Source organism: Serratia proteamaculans (assembly GCF_013337185.1).
Taxonomy (GTDB): domain Bacteria; phylum Pseudomonadota; class Gammaproteobacteria; order Enterobacterales; family Enterobacteriaceae; genus Serratia; species Serratia proteamaculans_D.
Genome location: NZ_SWDE01000009.1, coordinates 16056 through 38077, shown reverse-complemented (window position 1 = coordinate 38077; position 22022 = coordinate 16056). Strand labels below are relative to the sequence as shown.

Annotated in this window: 19 protein-coding genes; 10 read left to right on the top strand and 9 right to left on the bottom strand. The window is 54.8% G+C overall.

All coding sequences use genetic code 11. The features are described 5' to 3' along the window. Positions 1-7: 7 nt before the first annotated feature. Positions 8-871, top strand: a complete 864-nt coding sequence (locus FCL49_RS23360) for a YicC/YloC family endoribonuclease (RefSeq protein ID WP_174355329.1) — start codon at positions 8-10, stop codon at positions 869-871. A 48-nt stretch (positions 872-919) separates the two neighbouring features. Here the strand turns inward: FCL49_RS23360 and FCL49_RS23355 are convergent, their stop codons facing one another. After that, entirely contained in the window at positions 920-1315 is a 396-nt protein-coding gene (locus tag FCL49_RS23355) for a hypothetical protein (protein WP_167796701.1), read from the bottom strand. A 371-nt stretch (positions 1316-1686) separates the two neighbouring features. Between FCL49_RS23355 and FCL49_RS23350 the strand changes: the two genes are divergently transcribed. Beyond that, the gene (locus FCL49_RS23350; protein ID WP_174355328.1) at positions 1687-2871 is read left to right on the top strand and encodes a NupC/NupG family nucleoside CNT transporter; all 1185 of its coding nucleotides are present in this window, start codon (positions 1687-1689) and stop codon (positions 2869-2871) included. Positions 2872-2901: 30 nt separating this feature from the next. Here FCL49_RS23350 and FCL49_RS23345 read toward each other — a convergent pair whose 3' ends face one another. Beyond that, a complete protein-coding gene (locus tag FCL49_RS23345; protein WP_174355327.1) occupies positions 2902-3336 on the bottom strand; it encodes a DUF3574 domain-containing protein in 435 nt (144 codons plus the stop codon). 292 nt (positions 3337-3628) lie between these two features. Between FCL49_RS23345 and FCL49_RS23340 the strand changes: the two genes are divergently transcribed. After that, entirely contained in the window at positions 3629-4246 is a 618-nt protein-coding gene (locus FCL49_RS23340; RefSeq protein WP_012147533.1) for a trimeric intracellular cation channel family protein, read from the top strand. Here the strand turns inward: FCL49_RS23340 and ligB are convergent. Next, positions 4221-5954 (bottom strand): NAD-dependent DNA ligase LigB, encoded by a 1734-nt coding sequence (ligB, locus tag FCL49_RS23335; protein WP_254611138.1) that lies wholly within the window; start codon positions 5952-5954, stop codon positions 4221-4223. The two genes, FCL49_RS23340 and ligB, sit on opposite strands and share 26 nt — an antisense overlap. A 284-nt stretch (positions 5955-6238) precedes the next feature. On the opposite strand from ligB, the gene gmk reads away from it, so the two are divergent. From gmk to recG, 5 genes are read left to right on the top strand one after another with little or no spacing between them, the layout of a single operon-like run. Beyond that, on the top strand, positions 6239-6862 hold the full coding sequence (gmk, locus tag FCL49_RS23330) for a guanylate kinase (RefSeq protein WP_012147536.1): 624 nt from the start codon (positions 6239-6241) through the stop codon (positions 6860-6862). A 54-nt stretch (positions 6863-6916) separates the two neighbouring features. Then, on the top strand, positions 6917-7192 hold the full coding sequence (gene rpoZ, locus FCL49_RS23325; RefSeq protein ID WP_004953385.1) for a DNA-directed RNA polymerase subunit omega: 276 nt from the start codon (positions 6917-6919) through the stop codon (positions 7190-7192). Between the two features lie 19 nt (positions 7193-7211). Beyond that, on the top strand, positions 7212-9323 hold the full coding sequence (spoT, locus tag FCL49_RS23320; RefSeq protein WP_153858506.1) for a bifunctional GTP diphosphokinase/guanosine-3',5'-bis pyrophosphate 3'-pyrophosphohydrolase: 2112 nt from the start codon (positions 7212-7214) through the stop codon (positions 9321-9323). Between the two features lie 5 nt (positions 9324-9328). Then, positions 9329-10024, top strand: a complete 696-nt coding sequence (trmH, locus tag FCL49_RS23315) for a tRNA (guanosine(18)-2'-O)-methyltransferase TrmH (RefSeq protein WP_174355326.1) — start codon at positions 9329-9331, stop codon at positions 10022-10024. Further along, positions 10021-12102 carry an ATP-dependent DNA helicase RecG gene (gene recG / locus FCL49_RS23310; RefSeq protein ID WP_174355325.1) on the top strand — a complete coding sequence of 694 codons (2082 nt, stop codon included), beginning with the start codon at positions 10021-10023 and terminating at the stop codon, positions 12100-12102. Before trmH ends, recG begins: the two co-directional genes overlap by 4 nt. 65 nt (positions 12103-12167) lie before the next feature. Here the strand turns inward: recG and gltS are convergent, their stop codons facing one another. Then, complete coding sequence (gene gltS / locus FCL49_RS23305; protein WP_174355324.1) at positions 12168-13379, bottom strand: sodium/glutamate symporter; 1212 nt, start codon at positions 13377-13379, stop codon at positions 12168-12170. A gap of 242 nt (positions 13380-13621) precedes the next feature. Between gltS and FCL49_RS23300 the strand changes: the two genes are divergently transcribed. Then, positions 13622-15022 (top strand): nucleobase:cation symporter-2 family protein, encoded by a 1401-nt coding sequence (locus FCL49_RS23300; protein ID WP_174355323.1) that lies wholly within the window; start codon positions 13622-13624, stop codon positions 15020-15022. Positions 15023-15151: 129 nt separating this feature from the next. Continuing rightward, positions 15152-16813 (top strand): AsmA family protein, encoded by a 1662-nt coding sequence (locus FCL49_RS23295; RefSeq protein ID WP_174355322.1) that lies wholly within the window; start codon positions 15152-15154, stop codon positions 16811-16813. A 37-nt stretch (positions 16814-16850) separates the two neighbouring features. Here the strand turns inward: FCL49_RS23295 and fabY are convergent, their stop codons facing one another. From fabY to typA, 5 genes are all read right to left on the bottom strand, one after another. Next, entirely contained in the window at positions 16851-17798 is a 948-nt protein-coding gene (gene fabY / locus FCL49_RS23290; RefSeq protein WP_174355321.1) for a fatty acid biosynthesis protein FabY, read from the bottom strand. 23 nt (positions 17799-17821) lie between these two features. Next, on the bottom strand, positions 17822-18259 hold the full coding sequence (gene dtd, locus FCL49_RS23285) for a D-aminoacyl-tRNA deacylase (protein WP_135318555.1): 438 nt from the start codon (positions 18257-18259) through the stop codon (positions 17822-17824). Further along, positions 18256-19146 carry a virulence factor BrkB family protein gene (locus FCL49_RS23280; RefSeq protein WP_174355320.1) on the bottom strand — a complete coding sequence of 297 codons (891 nt, stop codon included), beginning with the start codon at positions 19144-19146 and terminating at the stop codon, positions 18256-18258. Before FCL49_RS23280 ends, dtd begins: the two co-directional genes overlap by 4 nt. Before the next feature lie 49 nt (positions 19147-19195). Further along, the gene (gene yihX / locus FCL49_RS23275) at positions 19196-19786 is read right to left on the bottom strand and encodes a glucose-1-phosphatase (protein ID WP_174355319.1); all 591 of its coding nucleotides are present in this window, start codon (positions 19784-19786) and stop codon (positions 19196-19198) included. 164 nt (positions 19787-19950) lie between these two features. Then, entirely contained in the window at positions 19951-21774 is a 1824-nt protein-coding gene (gene typA, locus FCL49_RS23270; protein ID WP_012147548.1) for a ribosome-dependent GTPase TypA, read from the bottom strand. Positions 21775-22022 lie beyond the last annotated feature (248 nt).

The following is a 22022-nucleotide window of genomic DNA, read 5'->3' as shown; positions in this document are numbered from 1 at the left end:
CGCATCAATGATCCGCAGCATGACAGCCTACGCCCGGCGTGAAATCAAGGGTGAATGGGGCAGCGCAGCTTGGGAGCTGCGTTCCGTGAACCAACGCTATCTAGAAACCTACATCCGCCTGCCGGAGCAGTTCCGCAGCCTGGAACCGGTGATCCGCGAACGTATTCGTGGCCGCCTGACCCGTGGCAAAGTGGAGTGCAACCTGCGCTTCGAACTGGATCCGAGCGCACAAAGCTCAATGATCCTGAACGAAAAACTGGCAAAACAGCTGGTTGAAGCCGCCAACTGGGTAAAAATGCAAAGCGACGAAGGGGAAATTGATCCTATCGACGTACTGCGTTGGCCAGGCGTGATGTCTGCCCAGGAGCAGGATCTGGACGCTATCAGCGCACAGCTAATGCAGGCGCTGGACGGCGCACTGGATGACTTCATTATTGCTCGCGAAAGCGAAGGTACCGCACTGAAAGCGCTGATTGAACAGCGTTTGGACGGCGTTAGCGCCGAAGTGATCAAGGTACGTGCCCAGATGCCAAACATTCTGCAATGGCAGCGTGAGCGTCTGGTCAGCAAGCTGGAAGAAGCTCAGGTACAGCTGGAAAATACCCGTCTGGAACAGGAACTGGTGTTGATGGCGCAGCGTGTTGACGTCGCCGAAGAGCTGGATCGCCTGGAAGCGCACGTAAAAGAAACGCACAACATCCTGAAGAAGAAAGAAGCCGTCGGCCGTCGCCTCGACTTTATGATGCAGGAGTTCAACCGCGAATCTAACACCCTGGCATCCAAGTCCATCAATGCCGACGTCACCACTTCCGCCATCGAGCTGAAGGTGTTGATCGAGCAGATGCGCGAACAGATCCAGAATATCGAGTGATGTGTTCCTTCATTCGTTTAAAGCCCGCGTCAGCGGGCTTTTTTAGAGCTAGGCTCTGGGTAAACCAGCGGCCTGCTCTTCGGTAATCAATCCCATTTTCTGCAGTTGAACGGCAATGCCCCAGGTCGAACGTTCAAATTCACTGCTCATCATCTCCAGCGTCATACCGGCTGCATGGCTTTCCTGCAACCGCTGCTTCTCTTCTTCATCCCAGGGGAAATAAGATTTTGCCGGCCGCCCCTCGAAAATATTCTTCTGTCGCCTTTCCTCAGGCGTTAGCTTGGTTTTTTTCTGGCGCTCAGTTTCACTCTGAAACTCCTCGGCCAGAGCGAACAAAAGGCGTATCGCTTCCGGCGAACTGGCCATTGAGGCAGGTTTCAATAACTCGCCGGTATCGGGATTAACGCCATTAGCTAATGCCCGCAATAAGGTACTGGTGTTCATCATCTGTCTCCTCATCCTGAGAAAAAAATCGCTGATCTTCTACGAAAAAATGTCAGGCTATTTTCGTGGTTACTCCTTAATAAACCAATCTATTAGAACAACCCGTTGTGCATTCTGAGCATTGGGCTCCAGGCCGTTATGCAACAACCCTGGCAGAGGCGAACCTTTGCGCGCCATAACGCAAAAACCACATCGGATGCGGATCGACCTGGGTTTATGAAAAACTGCGACCGAGTGGGCACGGGTGGCAATGGGTAACTTATCTCGCTGACTGATAGTATTTTATTCCAATTATCACCTAAGGTAATGAAAGGTGGGCCAAGCTGTGGCTAAATGTGTTTTTTCATGCCCGCAAGCCGTACGGACCCTTTATGCCGCAAATTCTGCAATTTATTTTTGCCCTGGTGGTGATCATCGCCCTGGCACTGCTGGTCAGCAACGACCGCAAGAAAATCCGCCTGCGCTATATTATTCAGCTTCTGGTCATCGAAGGCGCACTCGCCTATTTCTTCCTGCATTCAGAAAGTGGCCTTAGCGTCATCAAACACGTCGCCGGCTTCTTTGAAACGCTGCTGACATACGCCGCACAAGGCTCCGACTTTGTGTTTGGCGGCATGAGCAAAGATGGGTTGGCGTTTATCTTCCTTGGGGTTTTGTGCCCGATTATCTTTATTTCCGCGCTAATCGGTATTTTGCAGCATTTCCGCATTCTGCCGCTGGTTATCCGTGTGGTCGGCACCCTGCTGTCCAAGGTTAACGGCATGGGCAAGCTGGAATCTTTCAACGCCGTCAGCACGCTGGTGCTCGGACAATCGGAAAACTTTATCGCCTATAAGGGCATCATTGGCGATATCTCGCCGCGCCGCATGTACACCATGGCGGCAACTGCCATGTCGACAGTCTCCATGTCCATCGTTGGCGCCTATATGTCGATGATCGATGCGCAATACGTAGTCGCTGCGTTGATCCTTAATATGTTCAGTACCTTTATCATTTTGTCGATCATCAACCCCTATCAGTTGGACGATGAACCTGAGCTTAAGCTGAGCAAGCTGCATGAAGATCAGAGCTTCTTTGAAATGCTGGGGGAGTACATTTTAGCGGGCTTCAAAATTGCGATGATTATCGCTGCCATGCTGATCGGTTTTATTGCACTGATTTCTGCGGTAAACGCCCTGTTCTCCGCCGTGTTCGGTATCAGCTTCCAGCAGATCCTGGGTTATGTATTCTATCCGCTGGCCTGGCTAATCGGCATCCCGGCACCGGATGCGCTGCGGGCTGGCAGCATCATGGCGACCAAGCTGGTAGCCAATGAATTTGTAGCAATGATTGAACTGAAGAAAATTGCGGCGGAGCTAACACCACGCGGCCTGGGCATTCTGTCGGTATTCCTGGTGTCCTTCGCCAACTTTGCCTCTATCGGCATCGTGGCCGGGGCAATCAAAGGGCTTAACGAGCGACAGGGCAACGTGGTTTCTCGTTTTGGCCTGAAGCTGGTTTACGGCTCAACGCTGGTTAGCCTGCTTTCGGCGGCAATCGCCGGGTTGGTACTGTAAGCCTATCCCGGCCTGCGGGCCGGGACTTCATCAGAACGCGACACAGACCGGAGTATCAACCCGCATCACAGAATCCTGGGCAAACTGTTGCTTATAGCGGCTACGCAGCGCTTCGATATTGGTTTCACTTTCCTTGCCCGGTGCATGGATCAGCATCAGCGCTTTGCTGTTCTCACGTGCCAGCTTGCCGTCATTACCCAGCCACTGCCCTTTGGCATCAAATACCGACAGCCCATCTTTAAAGCGCGGCGTCACTTGCTGGTCAACAAAACGCTGCCACTCTGCTGCGCTAATCACCGGCCCCGTCGGGCGATTCAGACCAAAATAAAGCGTGGTTTGCGTCATAGGATCGCCCAAGGTGCAAATCGCAGACTTTTGCTGCGCAGTGTTTGGAGCCGGAGCAACGCAACCGCTCAACAGTAAGATCGCAGTTAAAGCCGTCGCCAGCAGGGGAGTATTTTTCATTTATCTTTATGTTCCTCAGTGAATGCCATTATCCGTTGTCGACCAGCGGCCTCGGACCTACTGCAATAAATATAGTCAGCCATAGAAACTAACACTGAATTTCTAATGCATCGATTAGCAATAAAAGCCTATAAAAGCCTATAAAAGGCAATAAACAAGTTAAAAAAATCATTAATGGATTAATTAAAGTAATCCGAAGCGTAACCGGTTAGAAAAACTCAGTAGCGATCTGCCCCGTCGGCGATTACCCTTCCACCATTACACTCATTCCCGCCCATCCTGTGAATACCTTATGTTACTGAGCATTCTTTATATCATTGGCATCACCGCCGAAGCCATGACCGGCGCACTGGCCGCAGGCCGTCGCCAGATGGATATGTTTGGCGTAATTATTATCGCTTCGGCCACCGCGATCGGCGGTGGTTCAGTGCGCGATATGCTGCTAGGGCATTTCCCACTGGGGTGGGTCAAACATCCTGAATACATCGTTATTGTCGCCATTGCGGCGATTGTCACTACCTGGCTGGCCCCCCTGATGCGTCACCTGCGCCGTCTGTTCCTGGTTTTGGATGCCGTTGGCCTGATTGTGTTTTCAATCATCGGCGCGCAAGTCGCATTGGATATGGGTCACGGCGCCATCATTGCCGCGATTGCCGCCGTAATCACCGGTGTGTTCGGCGGTGTACTGCGCGATATGCTCTGCAACCGTATTCCACTGGTCTTTCAGAAAGAAATCTATGCCGGTATTTCCTTTGGCGCCGCCTGGCTGTACATCGGCCTGCAACACTTTAGCCTACCGCATAATCTGGTAGTGATCATCACGCTGGTCGTCGGCCTCAGCGCCCGCTTGCTCGCCCTGCGTTTTCGTTTGGGGCTGCCGGTATTTAATTACCAGCATCCGGACCATTAACAGGAACCGCCTCAGGGACAAAGCCGGCTATTTCCTGGGTCTCTAGCGTATTGACTAATGCCAACAGTGGTGGATGCTGGAGAAAATCAGTAATCTGCCGCGCCCTTTTTATACCAATACCAGCAACTGTCCGCCACGCCTCGGTTGGCCGTTGCTGGGCCTGATGCCAGCTTTTCAACGTCACCGCTTGCTGTGGAGACAATGGCGCACCTAAAGCAATTAACCAGCGGGAAAATGGCTGCTGCCGCGCCAACTGAAATTGCCGGTAAATACTCTGCCCTCGCTTATCACCAATACCAGGGGCAGAGATCAACTGTTCCGGCGTCAGCACCAGCCAGTCCAACAGATGCCGTACCAACCCCTGCTCGATTAAAGTCTGCCAGGTGGATTCACTGACGCCGTGCAGATTTAACCCCTGTCGACCACTTAGCCACACCAGCCGGGCAAGAAATTGCTGACGGCAATCCGGCCGCCAACTAAAACAACTCAACGGATGATAATGATCTGCAGATGGCGCACTGGGCACCGACCTTTCTTTTACCCGCCAGACCACCTTATTCAGATGGGGAATACCGTGCCCCATCAGGCTTATCGCCACTTGATCTCCTGGCGCAACTGCCCACTGCCGCCAACGTGACAGCGAACCGAGATTAACCCGTGACACCCATTTGTCGTCCAGCCTGACAGGCTCAAGCCTCAGTACCACGGCAATTTTCCCGGTACGACCCACATTGAAATCGACCCCATTGACCTGCGTAACCTGCTGCACCGGTGGATATTTCCAGGCCACGGCCCAATCACCGGGCTTCGCTTGCCAATACCTGCCCTGCGGTGAACGCGCCTGATGAATCACCACACCATCGGTAACAAAGGGCAAAGCAGCCTGGTACCAGTGCTCCCGCCATTGCTGCACTTGCGCCAATGATTTCACCGGTTGCGAGTAAGCCAGGGCCAAGGGGAATCCCATTGCCGCAAGTTGTTGCAAACGCTGCGGCATGGCCTGCGGACCGTCTGGCCAAGCCCAGACAAACAGGCCAACCTGTTGCAATAGCGGCGAACGCTGCTTTTTCATCAATGCACCGGCAACCCTGGCCCGGGCATTGATGCCGCCACTGACCTTCTGTTGATGACCGTTCACCATCAGGAACAGCTCACCTTGCAAAGTCAGCGCCTGTGGAGCCCCCTTGATACTGGTGGGTACCGCCGGTATCTCACGTACTTTCTCCAGCCAGTTCTCTCCTTTTAGCCCATTTCCCCGACTGATCGCCGCCGCCAGTTCTCCATCACGATAAACCAGGGTAATGGCCACACCGTCCACCTTTGGCTGAACCCAGAGATCGCTACGGCCCTCTAGCCATTGAGCCACGGCGGCTGTATCCGGCAATTTACGTAATCCGGTATGCGCGACCGGATGCACCACCTTGCCCATCGGTAAAAGCGGAACAGATTCATCTGCCGGTGCCAGCCCGGCGCAACCTAGCCACAGCCGCAGCTTTTTCCGCAGGCTGTCGTAAACTTCATCCTCAATTAAACTGTTTCCCTGTTGGTAATAAGCCACATCCCAGCGCTCAAGCTGGTTTTTTAACGTGGTTATCTCCAGTTGCAGCCTCTCCGGCCGCCATGTCGGGCAAGTCTCCGCCCACAGCGACCCACTAAACGCCAAACAGCCCAGCAGGATCATCCCGATCCTCATGACACTCTTTTGCATTGCGCACCTCCCTGATAACCGGCAGTAAATCCGGGAAGTGGAAACACGGCAATGACCAAACTGCCGTTCTGCAAAACACCTCGAGAAAAGCAGATCGCGTTGCAGAAAACTGCCAAAACTTAGCGATACGCTGCGCAAACTCGCCAGTTTGAGGTTTTTTCAGCACAAAGCAGCGGGCAAAATGCGAGCTAACGCTGCATCCGGCTCGTTAGCCGTGTATACTGTGCGGAGAAAATACTCATCCGCTGTTATTGGCATATCAACCGCTATCAACGAACATCATCATGGCTCAAGGCACGCTTTATATTGTCTCTGCCCCCAGTGGCGCAGGGAAATCAAGTCTGATTCAGGCTTTGTTAAAGACCCAACCGCTGTACGACACGCAGGTTTCGGTTTCGCACACCACGCGCGACAGCCGCCCGGGTGAACAGCACGGCGATCATTATTTCTTCGTCTCAAAAGATGAATTCTGCCAAATGATTGAGCAGGATGCGTTTCTTGAGCACGCCGAAGTGTTCGGCAACTATTACGGGACCTCACGCGCCGCCATTGAGCAAGTGTTGTCGACCGGTGTAGACGTTTTCCTGGATATCGACTGGCAGGGCGCGCAGCAAATTCGCGCCAAAATGCCACAGGCGCGCAGCATCTTTATTTTGCCGCCGTCGAAGGACGAACTTGGCCGCCGCCTGCGTGGCCGCGGGCAAGACTCGGATGAAGTGATCGCCAAACGCATGGCGCAGGCCGTGGCAGAAATGGCGCACTACGCGGAGTATGATTATTTAATCGTGAACGATGATTTCGATCTGGCCCTATCCGATCTGAAAACCATTATTCGCGCCGAACGCCTGCGTTTAGGCCGCCAATTACTGCGGCATGACGCTTTAATCAGCAAACTATTGGCAGACTGAAGACAGTTTCAGTATTATGCCCAGTCTTTTCGTCACCTGTGGAGTAGCACAAATATGGCACGCGTAACTGTTCAAGACGCTGTAGAGAAAATTGGTAACCGTTTTGACCTGGTGTTGGTCGCTGCTCGTCGGGCACGTCAAATCCAGACTGGCGGTAAAGATGCACTTGTTCCGGAAGAAAACGACAAGTACACCGTTATCGCGCTGCGCGAAATCGAAGAAGGCCTGATCACCAGCCAAATCCTCGATGTTCGTGATCGTCAGGAGCAGCAAGAGCAGGAAGCCGCAGAGATTCAAGCGGTTACCGCCATTGCTGAAGGTCGTCGTTAATTAGACTGCGAGTCTGCCTTTGTACCTGTTTGAAAGCCTGAATCTGCTGATTCAACGTTACCTGCCTGAGGAGCAGATTAAGCGCCTCAAACAGGCATACCTCGTTGCACGTGATGCTCACGAGGGACAGACACGCTCCAGTGGTGAGCCCTACATTACTCACCCGGTTGCCGTGGCCTGCATTCTGGCGGAAATGCGTCTCGATCATGAGACGCTGATGGCAGCACTGCTGCACGACGTCATCGAAGATACCCCGGCCACCTACCAGGATATGGAACAGCTATTCGGCAAAAGCGTTGCCGAACTGGTTGAAGGCGTATCCAAGCTCGACAAGCTGAAGTTCCAGGATAAAAAAGAAGCTCAGGCGGAAAACTTCCGCAAGATGATCATGGCGATGGTGCAGGATATCCGCGTCGTGCTGATCAAGCTGGCCGACCGTACGCACAACATGCGCACTCTCGGTTCGCTGCGTCCTGACAAACGGCGGCGTATCGCGCGTGAAACCCTGGAAATCTACAGCCCTCTGGCCCATCGTCTGGGTATTCACCACCTGAAAACCGAGCTGGAAGAGCTGGGCTTTGAGGCGTTGTATCCGAACCGTTATCGCGTAATCAAAGAAGTGGTGAAAGCCGCACGCGGTAACCGTAAAGAGATGATCCAGAAGATTCTCTCCGAGATCGAAGGGCGACTGACCGAGGCCGGCATTCCCTGCCGCGTCAGCGGGCGGGAAAAACATCTGTATTCCATCTACCTCAAGATGCACCTGAAAGAACAGCGTTTCCATTCGATTATGGATATCTACGCGTTCCGGGTGATCGTGAAGGAAGTCGACACCTGCTACCGCGTGCTGGGCCAGGCTCACAGCCTGTACAAACCGCGTCCGGGCAGGGTCAAAGACTATATCGCCATTCCCAAGGCCAACGGCTATCAATCGCTGCACACATCACTGATCGGCCCACACGGCGTACCTGTTGAGGTGCAGATCCGTACCGAAGATATGGATCAGATGGCCGAAATGGGGGTCGCCGCGCACTGGGCTTATAAAGAAAAAGAACAGGGTGAAACCGGCACCACCGCACAAATCCGCGCTCAGCGCTGGATGCAGAGCTTGCTGGAGCTGCAACAAAGCGCCGGCAGTTCGTTTGAATTTATCGAGAGCGTAAAATCCGATCTGTTCCCGGATGAGATTTACGTTTTCACCCCGGAAGGCCGCATTGTTGAATTGCCTGCGGGCGCAACGCCGGTCGACTTCGCCTACGCGGTGCACACCGATATCGGCCACGCCTGTGTTGGCGCACGTGTTGACCGTCAGCCATATCCGCTGTCACAGTCATTGACCAGCGGGCAAACTGTCGAAATCATCACGGCTCCGGGCGCACGACCTAACGCCGCCTGGCTGAACTTTGTCGTCAGCTCAAAAGCGCGCGCAAAAATCCGCCAGATGCTGAAAAACCTCAAGCGCGACGATTCGGTCGGCCTTGGCCGTCGCTTGTTAAATCATGCGTTGGGCGGCAGCCGCAAACTGGCAGAGGTTCCGGCAGAAAATATCCAACACGAGTTGGATCGCATGAAACTGGCGACGCTGGACGACCTGTTGGCTGAGATTGGCCTGGGCAATGCCATGAGCGTAGTGGTAGCGAAAAACCTGCAGGGTGACCAGTCGAATCTGGGGACTTCTTCTGGGGTTCGTAACCTGGCGATCAAGGGCTCAGACGGCGTGTTGATCACCTTCGCCAAGTGTTGCCGACCTATTCCAGGCGATCCGATCATCGCCCACGTCAGCCCAGGCAAAGGCCTGGTGATCCACCATGAGTCCTGCCGAAATATCCGCGGCTACCAGAAAGAACCTGAAAAATTCATGGCAGTAGAGTGGGATCAAGATATCGAGCAGGAATTCATCGCCGAGATCAAAGTGGACATGTTTAATCATCAGGGGGCGCTGGCCAACCTGACGGCAGCCATCAATGCGGCTGAGTCCAATATTCAAAGCCTGAATACCGAAGAAAAAGACGGCCGGGTTTATAGTGCATTTATCCGCCTGACAACCCGCGATCGCATCCATCTGGCAAATATTATGCGTAAAATCCGTATCATGCCGGATGTGATTAAAGTTAACCGTAACCGAAATTAGCGCTTATGAGCCCTGAACGCTATGCGCGGATTTGTGAAATGCTGGCCACCCGGCAGCCGGATTTAACCGTCTGCCTGGAACAGGTTCACAAACCGCATAACGTCTCCGCCATTATCCGCACCGCCGACGCCGTCGGCGTGCATCAGGTGCATGCCGTGTGGCCCACCCCACGCATGCGCACCCTGGTTTCCTCCGCTGCCGGCAGCAACAGTTGGGTGAATGTCAAAACCCATCCCACCATTGTCGACGCCGTGACCCATCTGAAAGATCAGGGTATGCAGATCCTGGCAACCAACCTCTCCGCGCGCGCAGTAGACTTCCGCGAGGTGGATTACACCCGCCCGACCTGCGTGCTGCTGGGCCAGGAAAAAACCGGTATTACCGAAGAAGCGCTGGCACTGGCCGATCAGGACATCATCATTCCGATGATCGGCATGGTGCAATCACTCAACGTGTCGGTCGCCTCAGCATTGATCCTGTACGAAGCGCAACGCCAGCGGCAAAATGCCGGTCTGTATCGCCGTGAGCACAGCATGCTCGACCAGGAAGAACAACAGCGCCTGCTGTTTGAAGGCGGTTATCCGGTGCTGGCCAACGTGGCCAAACGTAAAAGACTGCCGCGTCCGCACATTGATGAACAGGGCCAGGTGGTCGCCGATGCCGAATGGTGGGCAGCCATGCAAGCGACGGTTCGCAAATGAAAGGCCGCCTGCTGGACGCTGTCCCACTCACCACACTTTCCGGCGTGGGTGCCAGCCAGGCGGGAAAACTGGCCAAAATTGGCCTGGAAACCATTCAGGATTTGCTGCTACACCTGCCGCTGCGCTACGAAGACCGCACCCGCCTCTACCCAATAAACGACCTGCAACCGGGCATTTTTGCCACGGTGGAAGGTGAAGTACTGCGTACGGACATCAGTTTTGGCCGTCGACGAATGCTGACCTGCCAGATCAGTGACGGTACCGGCCTGCTCACCATGCGCTTCTTCAACTTCAATGCGGCGATGAAAAACAGCCTGGCAACCGGCCGTCGCGTAACCGCCTATGGTGAAGTCAAACGCGGCAACCACGGCGCAGAAATTATTCACCCTGAATACCGTATTCAGGGGGAAAGCAGTGAAGTTGAGCTGCAAGAGTCACTGACCCCGGTCTACCCAACGACTGAAGGCATCCGGCAGGCTACGCTACGCAAACTGACCGATCAGGCTCTGGAACTGTTGGATACCTGCGCCATCACCGAACTGCTGCCGCCCGAACTGAGCGGTGGTTTGATGAGCCTGCCACAGGCTTTGCATACCCTGCACCGCCCGCCGCCGGATATCCAGCTGGTTGATTTGGAACAGGGCAAACACCCGGCGCAAAAACGCCTGATCATGGAAGAGCTGCTAGCGCATAACCTCAGTATGCTGGCGGTACGCGCCGGCGCTCAGAGCTATCAGGCGCTGCCTCTGATGCCGGATGATCGGCTTAAAACACAATTTCTCTCCCAGTTACCGTTTACACCGACCGGCGCACAAGACCGCGTGGTAGCAGATATTGAAGCTGATATGCAAAAAGGCTTCCCGATGATGCGCCTGGTACAGGGCGACGTCGGCTCCGGTAAAACGCTGGTGGCCGCACTGGCCGCGCTACGCGCTATCGCCCACGGCAAACAGGTGGCATTGATGGCCCCCACGGAGCTGCTGGCCGAACAGCACGCCAACAATTTCCGCCAGTGGTTTGAACCGCTGGGGTTGGAAGTCGGCTGGCTGGCCGGCAAGCAAAAAGGCAAGGCGCGTATCGCACAGCAAGAGGCGATTGCCAGTGGTCAGGTGTCGATGGTGGTCGGCACGCACGCCATCTTCCAGGAACAGGTGAAATTTTCCGGTCTGGCACTGGTGATCATCGACGAACAGCACCGTTTTGGCGTACATCAGCGGCTGGCGCTGTGGGAAAAGGGTGAGGAGCAAGGCTTCCATGCCCATCAGTTGATCATGACCGCCACGCCCATCCCACGCACTCTGGCGATGACCGCCTATGCCGATCTCGACACTTCGGTGATCGACGAGCTGCCCCCGGGGAGAACGCCGGTCACTACCGTCGCGATACCCGATACACGACGCGCCGATATCATCCAGCGGGTGAAAAGCGCTTGCCTGGAAGAAGGCCGACAAGCGTATTGGGTTTGTACACTGATCGAAGAGTCTGAACTACTCGAAGCCCAGGCCGCAGAAGCCACCTGGGAAGAACTGAAAACTGCGCTGCCGGAGCTGAAAGTCGCACTGATACATGGCCGAATGAAAGCGCAAGAGAAGCAGGCGGTGATGCAGGCCTTTAAACAAGGCGAACTCCAGCTGTTGGTGGCGACGACGGTGATCGAAGTCGGTGTCGACGTGCCGAATGCCAGCCTGATGATCATCGAAAACCCGGAGCGGTTGGGGCTGGCACAGTTGCATCAGCTGCGTGGCCGCGTGGGCCGTGGTGCCGTGGCGTCGCATTGCGTGTTGTTGTACAAAACGCCACTGAGTAAAACCGCACAGAAGCGGCTGCAGGTGCTGCGTGACAGTAATGACGGCTTCGTCATTGCCCAGCAGGATCTTGAGATCCGTGGCCCCGGGGAGCTGCTTGGCACGCGCCAAACCGGCAGCGCCGAGTTTAAGGTAGCCGATTTGCTTCGCGATCAGGCGATGATCCCGGAAGTACAACGCGTCGCTCGTCATATCCATCAGCAGTATCCGCAACATGCCCACGCCCTGATTGAACGCTGGTTACCGGAAAAAGCGCGTTACTCCAATGCTTGACCATCTGCTATAGAAATAGAAAAGGGCGCCAGTTGGCGCCCTTATGATTTATTGCGGCCCGCTAATCAGCTAATCGCCGGGAACACCGGCAACAGCAGATACAGCTTAATCACAATCGCGTTGGCGATATCAATAAAGAACGCCCCCACCATAGGCACCACCAGAAACGCCAGGTGCGATGGGCCGAAGCGATCGGTTATCGCCTGCATATTGGCGATCGCCGTTGGCGTCGCGCCCATACCGAAGCCACAGTGACCCGCGGCCAGTACCGCTGCATCGTAGTTTTTGCCCATCACCCGGTAGGTGACGAAAATTGCGTACAGCGCCATCACCAGCGTTTGCACCGCAAGGATAGCCAACATCGGCAAGGCCAGTGAAGCCAGCTCCCACAACCGCAGGCTCATCAACGCCATCGCCAGGAACAGCGACAGGCTGACATTACCCAGTACCGATACCGCGCGTTCAAACACGGTATAAAAACCGGTGAAGGCCAGGGTATTGCTGAGGATCACGCCAACAAACAGTACGCAGACGAAGTTTGGCAGTTCAAACACCGTGCCACTCAGTAAGCCGGAAATCAGCTGACCCAGGCTCAGACAGATAGCGATCATGGCGATGGTTTCAATCATGACCAGCGAGGTGATCAAACGACCGCTCTCCGGCTTTTCAAAACCGCTTGGCTGGACGCTGTCATCCGGCGTACCTTCCGGCGTGGAAGAGTGCTTCACCAGGTAGCGCGCCACCGGGCCGCCGATCAAGCCACCCAGAACCAGCCCGAAGGTGGCACAGGCCATCGCCACTTCCGTGGCGTTTTCGAACCCGTAGCGCTCAATAAACAGCTTGCTCCAGGCCGCCCCGGTGCCATGGCCACCGGACAAGGTGATGGAGCCGGCGATCAGACCCATCAGCGGATCCAGACCCAGCATTTTTGCCATGCCGATGCCGATGGCGTTCTGCACCAGCAGCAGGCCCAGCACCACAAACAGGAACACCATTAATGCCTTGCCGCCTGCACGCAATCGCGCCAGGTTGGCATTCAGACCGATGGTGGCGAAGAAAGCCAGCATCAACGGGTCTTTCAGCGACATATCGAAGCTGATTTCCCAGTTAACCAGCTTTTTCAGGGCTAACAACAGGAGCGCCACCAGTAAGCCACCGGCGACAGGTGCGGGGATGGTGTATTTTCTCAACAGAGGAATGCTGGTAACGCATTTGCCCCCAAGGAGCAAAACCAATGTTGCCGCGACTAACGTGCCATAAGTATCAAGATGAAACATCCAGGTACTCCATGTGAGGGGAAAGATCCAATTAAGAAATAATAAGTTATAGAAAACCGCTTAGTTTTTAAAACTTGATGAGTGCAGGATTAGAAGTAAAAAACGCTGATAACACAAGAAAAAATGAATGAAAATGCGACATAACCGGCGATAACACTAACATAACTTTAACGCGCAACCGTTTGCTTTTGTGAAGCAAATCATTAAAATGCCTGCTTTGCCGTTTCTGGAAATGCCACACCATGACCATGCCATCCGCCGAGCTCGATGCTGTGCAAAAAGCATCCTCCCCTGCCCGCAACAGTGAACTGATTTATCGCCTGGAAGACCGTCCACCACTGCCGCAGACGCTGTTTGCTGCCAGTCAGCACCTGTTGGCGATGTTTGTTGCGGTGATCACCCCGGCTCTGTTGATCTGTCAGGCGTTAGGTTTACCGGCACAAGATACTCAGCATATTATCAGCATGTCATTGTTCGCCTCCGGCCTGGCTTCTATCCTGCAAATTAAAACCTGGGGACCGGTCGGTTCTGGTCTGCTGTCTATCCAGGGCACCAGTTTTAACTTTGTGGCACCGCTGATTATGGGTGGGCTGGCGCTGAAAAACGGCGGTGCCGACGTGCCGACCATGATGGCGGCGCTGTTTGGCACGCTGATGGTCGCCTCCTGCACCGAGATCTTGCTTTCACGCGTACTGCATTTGGCACGACGCATTATCACCCCGCTGGTTTCCGGCATCGTGGTGATGATTATCGGTTTATCGCTGATTCAGGTCGGGCTGACTTCCATCGGCGGCGGTTATGCCGCGATGAACGGGGGTAGCTTCGGTGCGCCCAAAAACCTGCTGCTGGCCGGCGCGGTATTATTGGTCATCATTCTGCTTAACCGTCAGCGCAACCCCTACCTGCGCGTAGCCTCGCTGGTGATTGCCATGGCGGTCGGTTATCTGCTTGCCTGGGCCATGGACATGTTGCCGCAAAACCAACCGACACCCGAAACGGCAGCGATCATCATCCCAACGCCGCTGTATTACGGTCTGGGCTTTGACTGGAATCTGCTGTTGCCACTGATGCTGATCTTTATGGTCACCTCACTGGAAACCATCGGCGATATCACCGCCACCTCGGACGTGTCGGAACAGCCGGTCAGCGGTCCGCTGTATATGAAGCGCCTGAAGGGGGGCGTGCTGGCCAACGGGTTGAACTCGATGCTGTCGGCAGTATTTAACACCTTCCCCAACTCCTGCTTTGGTCAGAACAATGGCGTGATCCAACTGACCGGCGTCGCCAGCCGCTATGTCGGTTTCGTGGTAGCACTGATGCTGATCGTGCTGGGGCTGTTCCCGGCAGTCGCCGGTTTCGTACAACATATTCCTGAGCCGGTCCTGGGCGGTGCAACCCTGGTGATGTTCGGCACCATCGCCGCGTCTGGCGTGCGTATCGTGTCACGCGAGCGACTGAATCGCCGCGCAATCATGATCATGGCGCTATCACTGGCGGTGGGTATGGGCGTTTCCCAGCAGCCGCTGATCCTGCAGTTCGCGCCGGACTGGCTGAAAACCCTGCTCTCCTCAGGCATTGCTGCCGGCGGTATCACCGCTATCGTGCTGAACCTGGTGTTCCCGCACGAACACGAAAAACCATAATCGGCCACATTGACCATTAAACGGCCGCTCGCGGCCGTTTTTTATTGCCTATCAGACCATTGCACTTGAGATGCCCGGCCAATTGCGGCATAAACAGGGTATCTTTTTTGACCGACGCGGATGTAGACGATGAAATTTATCGGGAAACTGTTGCTGACGTTGCTGCTGCTGGTAGTGCTTGCCATTGCGCTGCTGTACGTCATTGGGCAAACCCGTTGGGCCGCGGGCTACTTGAGCCGCTGGGTCAGCGATAACAGTGAATATCACCTGTCGGTAGCGAAAATCTCGCACTCCTGGGACCAGCCGGGTCAAATCAGCCTGGAAGACGTTCAGCTAGCGACAAAAAATCAGCCCCCCTCACTGGTCGCCAAACAGGTGGATCTCGGCTTCAGTCTGCGCCAACTTACCGAGCCGCGTTATTTCCATAGCGTAACGCTACGCGAAGGTACGCTTAAGCTCCCACAGCAAAATGCAGTATTGCCGATACAGGCCGATGTACTGCAACTGAGCAAGATGGCGCTGCAATCCAACGATGAAACCTGGCAGCTTAATGCGCAACAGGTCAATGCCGGCATCACGCCATGGCAACCGAAAGCCGGTCATCCATTAGGTGAAAACAATCAGTTCCAGTTCAGCGCCGGTTCCATGACGCTAAACGGCATCCCCGCCTCTCAGGTATTGGTGCAGGGCGAACTCAAACAAAACCAGTTGCTGCTCAGCAACTTCGGCGCCGATCTGGCGCAAGGTGATTTGACTGGCGTAGCCACCCGCGCCGCTGACGGCAGCTGGCAGGTAGAACGCCTGCGGCTGAGTGGTGTGCGCATGCAGACGCCACTGACGCTGGAACAATTCTGGCAGCGCTTTACCGCCCTGCCGCCGATCACGCTTAAACGTTTTGATCTGATCGATGCCCGGCTGGAAGGTAAAGAGTGGGCGTTCAACGATCTCGACCTGTCGCTGCAAAACGTCACCTTCCAGCAGGGCGACTGGAGTAGTCCGGACGGTTCGCTGAACTTCAACGCCAGCGATCTGATCAACGGCAGTTTCCATTTGATTGATCCGATCATGAACATGCGGCTCTCGCCGGCCGGCATTGCCATTCAACAATTCACCACCCGTTGGGAAGGTGGACTGTTACGCACTTCCGGCAACTGGCTGCGCGCCAACAACCGGTTGCAGCTCGATGAGGTAGCAGTCGCCGCGTTGGAATACACCTTGCCAAGCGACTGGCGCGGGCTGTGGTTGCAACAACTGCCGCACTGGTTGGCAGAGGTGTACGTCAACAAGCTGACCACCAACCGCAACCTGATCATCGATATCAATCCGGCTTTCCCGTTCCAGATAACCGCGCTGGACGGATACGGCAGTAACCTGCTGCTGGCACGCGACCACCAATGGGGCATCTGGTCCGGCACGCTGAATCTCAACGGTAGCGAAGCCACCTTCAACAAGATCGACGTTCGTCGACCATCGCTGGCGCTGAATGCCAATGACGGCCAAATCAACGTCACCGATCTCAGTGCCTTTATGCCGCAGGGACTGCTGGAGGCCAAAGCCACCATTGAGCAACTGCCGGGCAAACCCTTCACACTGTCGCTAAACGGCCGCTCGGTCCCGGTGAACACGCTACAACAATGGGGTTGGCAGCCGGTGCCACTGGAAGGTGACGGTAACCTGCAATTACAGTTGAAAGGCTTGCTAAGCAGCGATGGGCCGTTTAAGTCTTCTTTGCAGGGCCGGTTGCAGGCTACGAGTAAAACAGGGCAAACGCTGGAACAACAACTGCCTTGAATTTGAAGTGGCCCTCTCAGCACAGAGGGCCACAGTACTAATCTTCGATCGCCTCGCAGCCGCCCTGGTCCAGGGGCACTTCCGGCTCGGCAGGCAACACCATATAAGTGCCTTCAAATACCGCCCCTCTGTCGTCGTCACCGAACAGGTGAACCTCCGCCTGCACGCGCGCACGACGACCACGCGCCAGCCGCGCCAAATCACCACTCAACGAACTGAGATCCGCCACCGCTCGCGGCCGACCGGTGATCGGCTTGCTGTAACGGATATGGGCATCCGCCAAAATAATGGTGCCGCCCAAATGGCGCTCGCGCAGCAACAACCAGATTAATCCCCAGGCGGTTAAGGTCGCCAGCGAGAACAGGCTACCGGCAAACAGCGTATGGTGCGGGTTCTGGTTGCCTATCTCCGGCATGGTGGTGACAAAGCGTTGGCCAGTGTATTGGCTAATGCGCACGCCCATCTTCTCACTGAGTGGAATATGATCGTACCAGGCCTGCTGCAACTGACCGCACCAGTCGGGGCGATGCAGAATGTCGTCCAGCGTCGCCACGGGTTTGATCATCAGGAAGTGACGAATCGGCGTGGTTTGCGGCGCAGTGATCTCACCCTGATTGACAAAGCCCAGTTTGGCGAAGAAATCCACCGCGTCTTCACGGGCACTACACACTACACGCTTCACGCTTTCCTGACGCGCCACGGACTCCAGGGTCATGGCCACCAGCGTACCCAGACCTTTGTCCTGCACCGTCGGGTCTACAGCCAGAAAACGAATCGCTGCCTCGTTGTCGGCATTTATATACAGCCGCCCAATCGCGACAATTTTTCCGGCCTCGTCCACCACCATTTGGTGATGCGCCATGGCGTCATAGGCATCCTTTTCCGACCCCACCGGCTGGTGCAGCGGCTTGCGCAGCATTTCCCAGCGGAACTGGTAATAATCCTTCAGTTCTTGTTCTGTTACCGGTACTCGTAGGTGATACATAGACGCCTTCTCTTTGAAAATGCTTAAACCTGAAGCCAAAACGTCACCGGCCCATCGTTCACCAACGCGACTTTCATGTCCGCAGCGAACTCACCGGTTTGGGTTTCTATGCCGCGCTCGCGGCACTGGCCAACAAAATATTGATATAACCGATCGGCTTCCTGCGGTTGCGCACCGCGTGAGAAGCTCGGACGCATGCCTTTTTGCGTATCGGCCACCAGCGTGAACTGCGAGACCACCAGCAGGCTACCCCCTGCCTGTTGGACATTGAGATTCATCTTGTCGTTCTCATCGCCAAAGATGCGGTACCCCAGTACACGTTCGCACAGACGCACGGCCTTTTGCTCGTTATCGCCTTGTTCCACACCCAATAACACTAACAAACCTGGGCCGATGTTGCCTACCGTCTGGCCTTCGACCGTGACGCTGGCATTTAATACCCGTTGGATTAACGCAATCATAACTGCCCTTCTGGTGGCTGAACCTGTTGTTCCGCCTTCTGTTGACGGTAGTTGCGGTATTCCCCAATGGTCACCGTGATTTCCGCGCCGAGTAACACGATACACCAGCTCCAGTAGACCCAGAGGAATAAAATGGGGATCACCGCCAGCACGCCATAAATCAATTGATAAGACGGGAACATGGTGACGTACAGTGCAAAACCCTTCTTGCCCAGCTCAAACAACACCCCGGCCACCAGCGCGCCAATCAATGCATCCTTGGGTGGCACCCGAACCGTCGGCACAATGCAATACAGCAGCCAGAACGATATCCACGACAGGATCAGTGGAAAAATACGCAATACCTGATCCACCAGGCTATTAACGCCGGTCTGCGCCAGCCAGTGAAGCGACAGCAGATAGGAACTGATCGCCATGCTGGCACCGACCAACAGCGGCCCCAGGGTCAGTACCATCCAGTACACCGCGAAAGAAAACACAATCGGGCGCTTGTTCTTGCTGCGCCAAATGGTATTCAGCACGCTATCGACTGAGGAGATCAACAGCAGCGCGGTGACAATCAGCCCGCAAGTGCCGACGGCAGTCATCTTGTTGGAGTTGGCGACAAACTGCTCCAGATAACTCTGGATCACGTTGCCGGCGGCAGGCATGAAGTTGGAAAAGATAAAGCTCTTCAACTGGCCGCTGATATCGGAGAACATCGGGAAGGCGGCAAACAGCGCGAAGACTACGGTCACCAGTGGCACCAGCGACAGCAGGGAGACGTAAGCCAAATGGCCTGCCAGCATAGTCAGGCCATCGCTGTCGACGCGTTTGATCAGCAGCCGCCCGAAGGTGACGCTAGGTTTGATCGCTGAGGGCAGCTTCTTGCGGCGGAAAAATGACATAGCCACTCCTTGATGTCAGTTTGTACGCCTTAAGCTTAACCCTTCGCAGTCATTGGGCAAAATAAGCCGGCACCACGTCACGATCGGTCACGTGTACCCCTTTAATACCCAGTGCCTCAGCCGCGGCCACATTAGCCGCCACGTCATCAAAAAACACGGCCTGCTCCGGAGAGGTATTTTCTGCGCTTAATACGTGCTGAAAAATGTTGGCGTCCGGTTTGCGCATACCGATGTCCTGAGACAGGTACAGATGATCGACGGCCTCTGCCACTTGTGGGTAGTGCTGTGGCCAATAGTTGCAGTGCAGGCGATTGGTGTTCGACAGCACCACGACACGGTGACCTTCGCTACGCAGACGCTTCATGATGTCGATCACTTCCGGGCGCAGGGCGACAAACACCGCCTGCCAGCCGGTAGCGAACTGTTCGAAACTCAGAGCGATGCCCATCTCTTCACTGAGTTGCTCGGCAAAATCTTCATCGCTGATTTCACCGCGCTCGTGCTGTTGGAACAACTCGCCCATAGTGAAACGTTCGGACAACACCGCCAGTGGCGTACCGCTTAAATTGCTCCATACACCCAGTACACGTTTGAAATCGATATCGACGATCACATTACCTAAATCAAAGATATACAGCATAGTCCTCTCCTGATGGGCCGGTGAGATTTTACTGTAGCGGGAAAAACAGAGGCTGAATAGAGAGCAGGTGGAAAAGCGTATAGCACGCGGCAGAAATGGGAAAAGACAGAGGAAAAAACTCAGGGCGCTGGACGCGCCCTAAGTGTTGCAGACTAAATCAGCGATTAAGCTTCTTTAGGACCGCGGCTTGCACGCTTACGATCGTTTTCAGTCAGGTGACGTTTACGAATACGTACGGACGTTGGCGTAACTTCTACCAGTTCGTCATCATCGATGAACTCCAGAGCTTGCTCCAGGGACATTTTGATAGCAGGAACCAGGGTAGTCGCTTCGTCAGTACCGGAAGCACGCATGTTGGTCAGCTTCTTACCGGTCAGGCAGTTCACGGTCAGGTCGTTAGAACGTGAGTGAATACCGATGATCTGGCCTTCATACACTTCTGCACCGTGACCCAGGAACAGCTTGCCGCGATCTTGCAGACCGAACAGGGCGAATGCTACTGCCTTGCCCTGGCCGTTAGAGATCAGCACGCCGTTCTGGCGCTGGCCGATTTCACCCTGGCGCACGTCATCGTAGTGGCTGAAGGTGGAGTACAGCAGACCGGTACCGGAAGTCATGGTCATGAATTCGGTACGGAAGCCGATCAGGCCACGTGCAGGGATCAGGTAATCCAGGCGAATACGACCTTTGCCGTCCGGGATCATGTCCTTAACGTCACCTTTGCGCTCACCCATGGCTTGCATGACTGAACCCTGGTGCTGCTCTTCGATATCCAGCGTCACGTTTTCGAATGGCTCTTGCATGCGGCCATCGATTTTACGGTTGATAACTTTAGGACGGGAAACCGCCAGCTCGAAACCTTCACGACGCATGTTTTCGATCAGAACCGACAGGTGAAGTTCACCACGGCCAGATACGCGGAATGCATCAGCATCTTCGGTTTCTTCAACACGCAGTGCCACGTTGTGCACCAGCTCTTTGTTCAGACGGTCAAGGATCTGACGTGAAGTCACGTACTTGCCTTCTTTACCACAGAACGGAGAGGTGTTGACGTTGAAGTACATGGTTACCGTCGGTTCATCAACAGACAGTGCCGGCAGCGCTTCAACCGCGTTCACATCACAGATGGTGTCAGAGATGTTCAGCTCGCCCAGACCGGTGATAGCGATGATGTCACCCGCTTCAGCGATAGGCGCTTCGATACGCTCCAGACCCATGTGGGTCAGAACCTTGGCAACTTTACCGTTACGGGTTTTGCCTTCGCTATCAATGATAGTGATCTGCTGGTTCGGCTTGACCTTACCACGCTTGATACGGCCGATGCCGATAACGCCAACGTAGTTGTTGTAGTCCAGCTGAGAGATCTGCATCTGGAACGGTGCTTCGAGCTCAACCTGCGGTGCAGACACGTGGTCTACGATCGCTTGATACAGCGGGGTCATGTCTTCCGCCATCTCGTTGTGGTCAGTACCCGCGATCCCCATCAGTGCAGAAGCATAGATGATTGGGAAGTCGAGCTGCTCGTCGGTCGCGTCGAGGTTAACGAACAGGTCGAAGACCTGATCAACAACCCAATCAGGACGTGCGCCTGGACGGTCAACCTTGTTGATTACCACGATCGGCTTCAGACCATTAGCAAAAGCTTTTTTGGTCACAAAGCGGGTTTGCGGCATTGGGCCATCCATTGCATCCACAACCAGCAGCACCGAGTCAACCATTGACATCACACGCTCAACCTCACCGCCGAAGTCGGCGTGTCCTGGGGTATCCACGATGTTGATGCGGTAGTCTTTCCAATTAATGGCGGTGTTTTTAGCGAGGATGGTAATCCCACGCTCTTTCTCCAAATCGTTGGAGTCCATTACGCGTTCGGTGGCTTCTACACGCTCTCCGAAAGTACCGGATTGTTGCAGCAGCTTATCAACCAGGGTGGTCTTACCATGGTCAACGTGGGCAATAATGGCGATGTTACGCAAATTTTCGATCACAGCTTTGCCTCAGGCATTAGAAATAGCGCGCTATTGTACACGTATTAAGCGAGGGACTAAACAAGATCACAACAGTCTCTTATAAACAACTGTGTACAGGTCAGTATGTGATCCCTTTCACGGTGCAAAAAGCAGCATCTGGTGCACTTTTGCACCATTACAGTGCCCCACCTCGCATTGATTGCACCATTTAAGTGCAATGCATCACTAATGGTGCATACTGATTCTGTGCAAAAGCCGCACAGAAA

Bases quoted from the DNA above. Each gene is read 5' to 3' on its own strand.
- FCL49_RS23360 (WP_174355329.1), top strand. From the start codon at position 8: ATGATCCGCAGCATGACAGCCTACGCCCGGCGTGAAATCAAGGGTGAA.
- FCL49_RS23355 (WP_167796701.1), bottom strand. From the start codon at position 1,315: ATGAACACCAGTACCTTATTGCGGGCATTAGCTAATGGCGTTAATCCC.
- FCL49_RS23350 (WP_174355328.1), top strand. From the start codon at position 1,687: ATGCCGCAAATTCTGCAATTTATTTTTGCCCTGGTGGTGATCATCGCC.
- FCL49_RS23345 (WP_174355327.1), bottom strand. From the start codon at position 3,336: ATGAAAAATACTCCCCTGCTGGCGACGGCTTTAACTGCGATCTTACTG.
- FCL49_RS23340 (WP_012147533.1), top strand. From the start codon at position 3,629: ATGTTACTGAGCATTCTTTATATCATTGGCATCACCGCCGAAGCCATG.
- ligB (WP_254611138.1), bottom strand. From the start codon at position 5,954: ATGCAAAAGAGTGTCATGAGGATCGGGATGATCCTGCTGGGCTGTTTG.
- gmk (WP_012147536.1), top strand. From the start codon at position 6,239: ATGGCTCAAGGCACGCTTTATATTGTCTCTGCCCCCAGTGGCGCAGGG.
- rpoZ (WP_004953385.1), top strand. From the start codon at position 6,917: ATGGCACGCGTAACTGTTCAAGACGCTGTAGAGAAAATTGGTAACCGT.
- trmH (WP_174355326.1), top strand. From the start codon at position 9,329: ATGAGCCCTGAACGCTATGCGCGGATTTGTGAAATGCTGGCCACCCGG.
- recG (WP_174355325.1), top strand. From the start codon at position 10,021: ATGAAAGGCCGCCTGCTGGACGCTGTCCCACTCACCACACTTTCCGGC.
- gltS (WP_174355324.1), bottom strand. From the start codon at position 13,379: ATGTTTCATCTTGATACTTATGGCACGTTAGTCGCGGCAACATTGGTT.
- FCL49_RS23300 (WP_174355323.1), top strand. From the start codon at position 13,622: ATGACCATGCCATCCGCCGAGCTCGATGCTGTGCAAAAAGCATCCTCC.
- FCL49_RS23295 (WP_174355322.1), top strand. From the start codon at position 15,152: ATGAAATTTATCGGGAAACTGTTGCTGACGTTGCTGCTGCTGGTAGTG.
- fabY (WP_174355321.1), bottom strand. From the start codon at position 17,798: ATGTATCACCTACGAGTACCGGTAACAGAACAAGAACTGAAGGATTAT.
- dtd (WP_135318555.1), bottom strand. From the start codon at position 18,259: ATGATTGCGTTAATCCAACGGGTATTAAATGCCAGCGTCACGGTCGAA.
- FCL49_RS23280 (WP_174355320.1), bottom strand. From the start codon at position 19,146: ATGTCATTTTTCCGCCGCAAGAAGCTGCCCTCAGCGATCAAACCTAGC.
- yihX (WP_174355319.1), bottom strand. From the start codon at position 19,786: ATGCTGTATATCTTTGATTTAGGTAATGTGATCGTCGATATCGATTTC.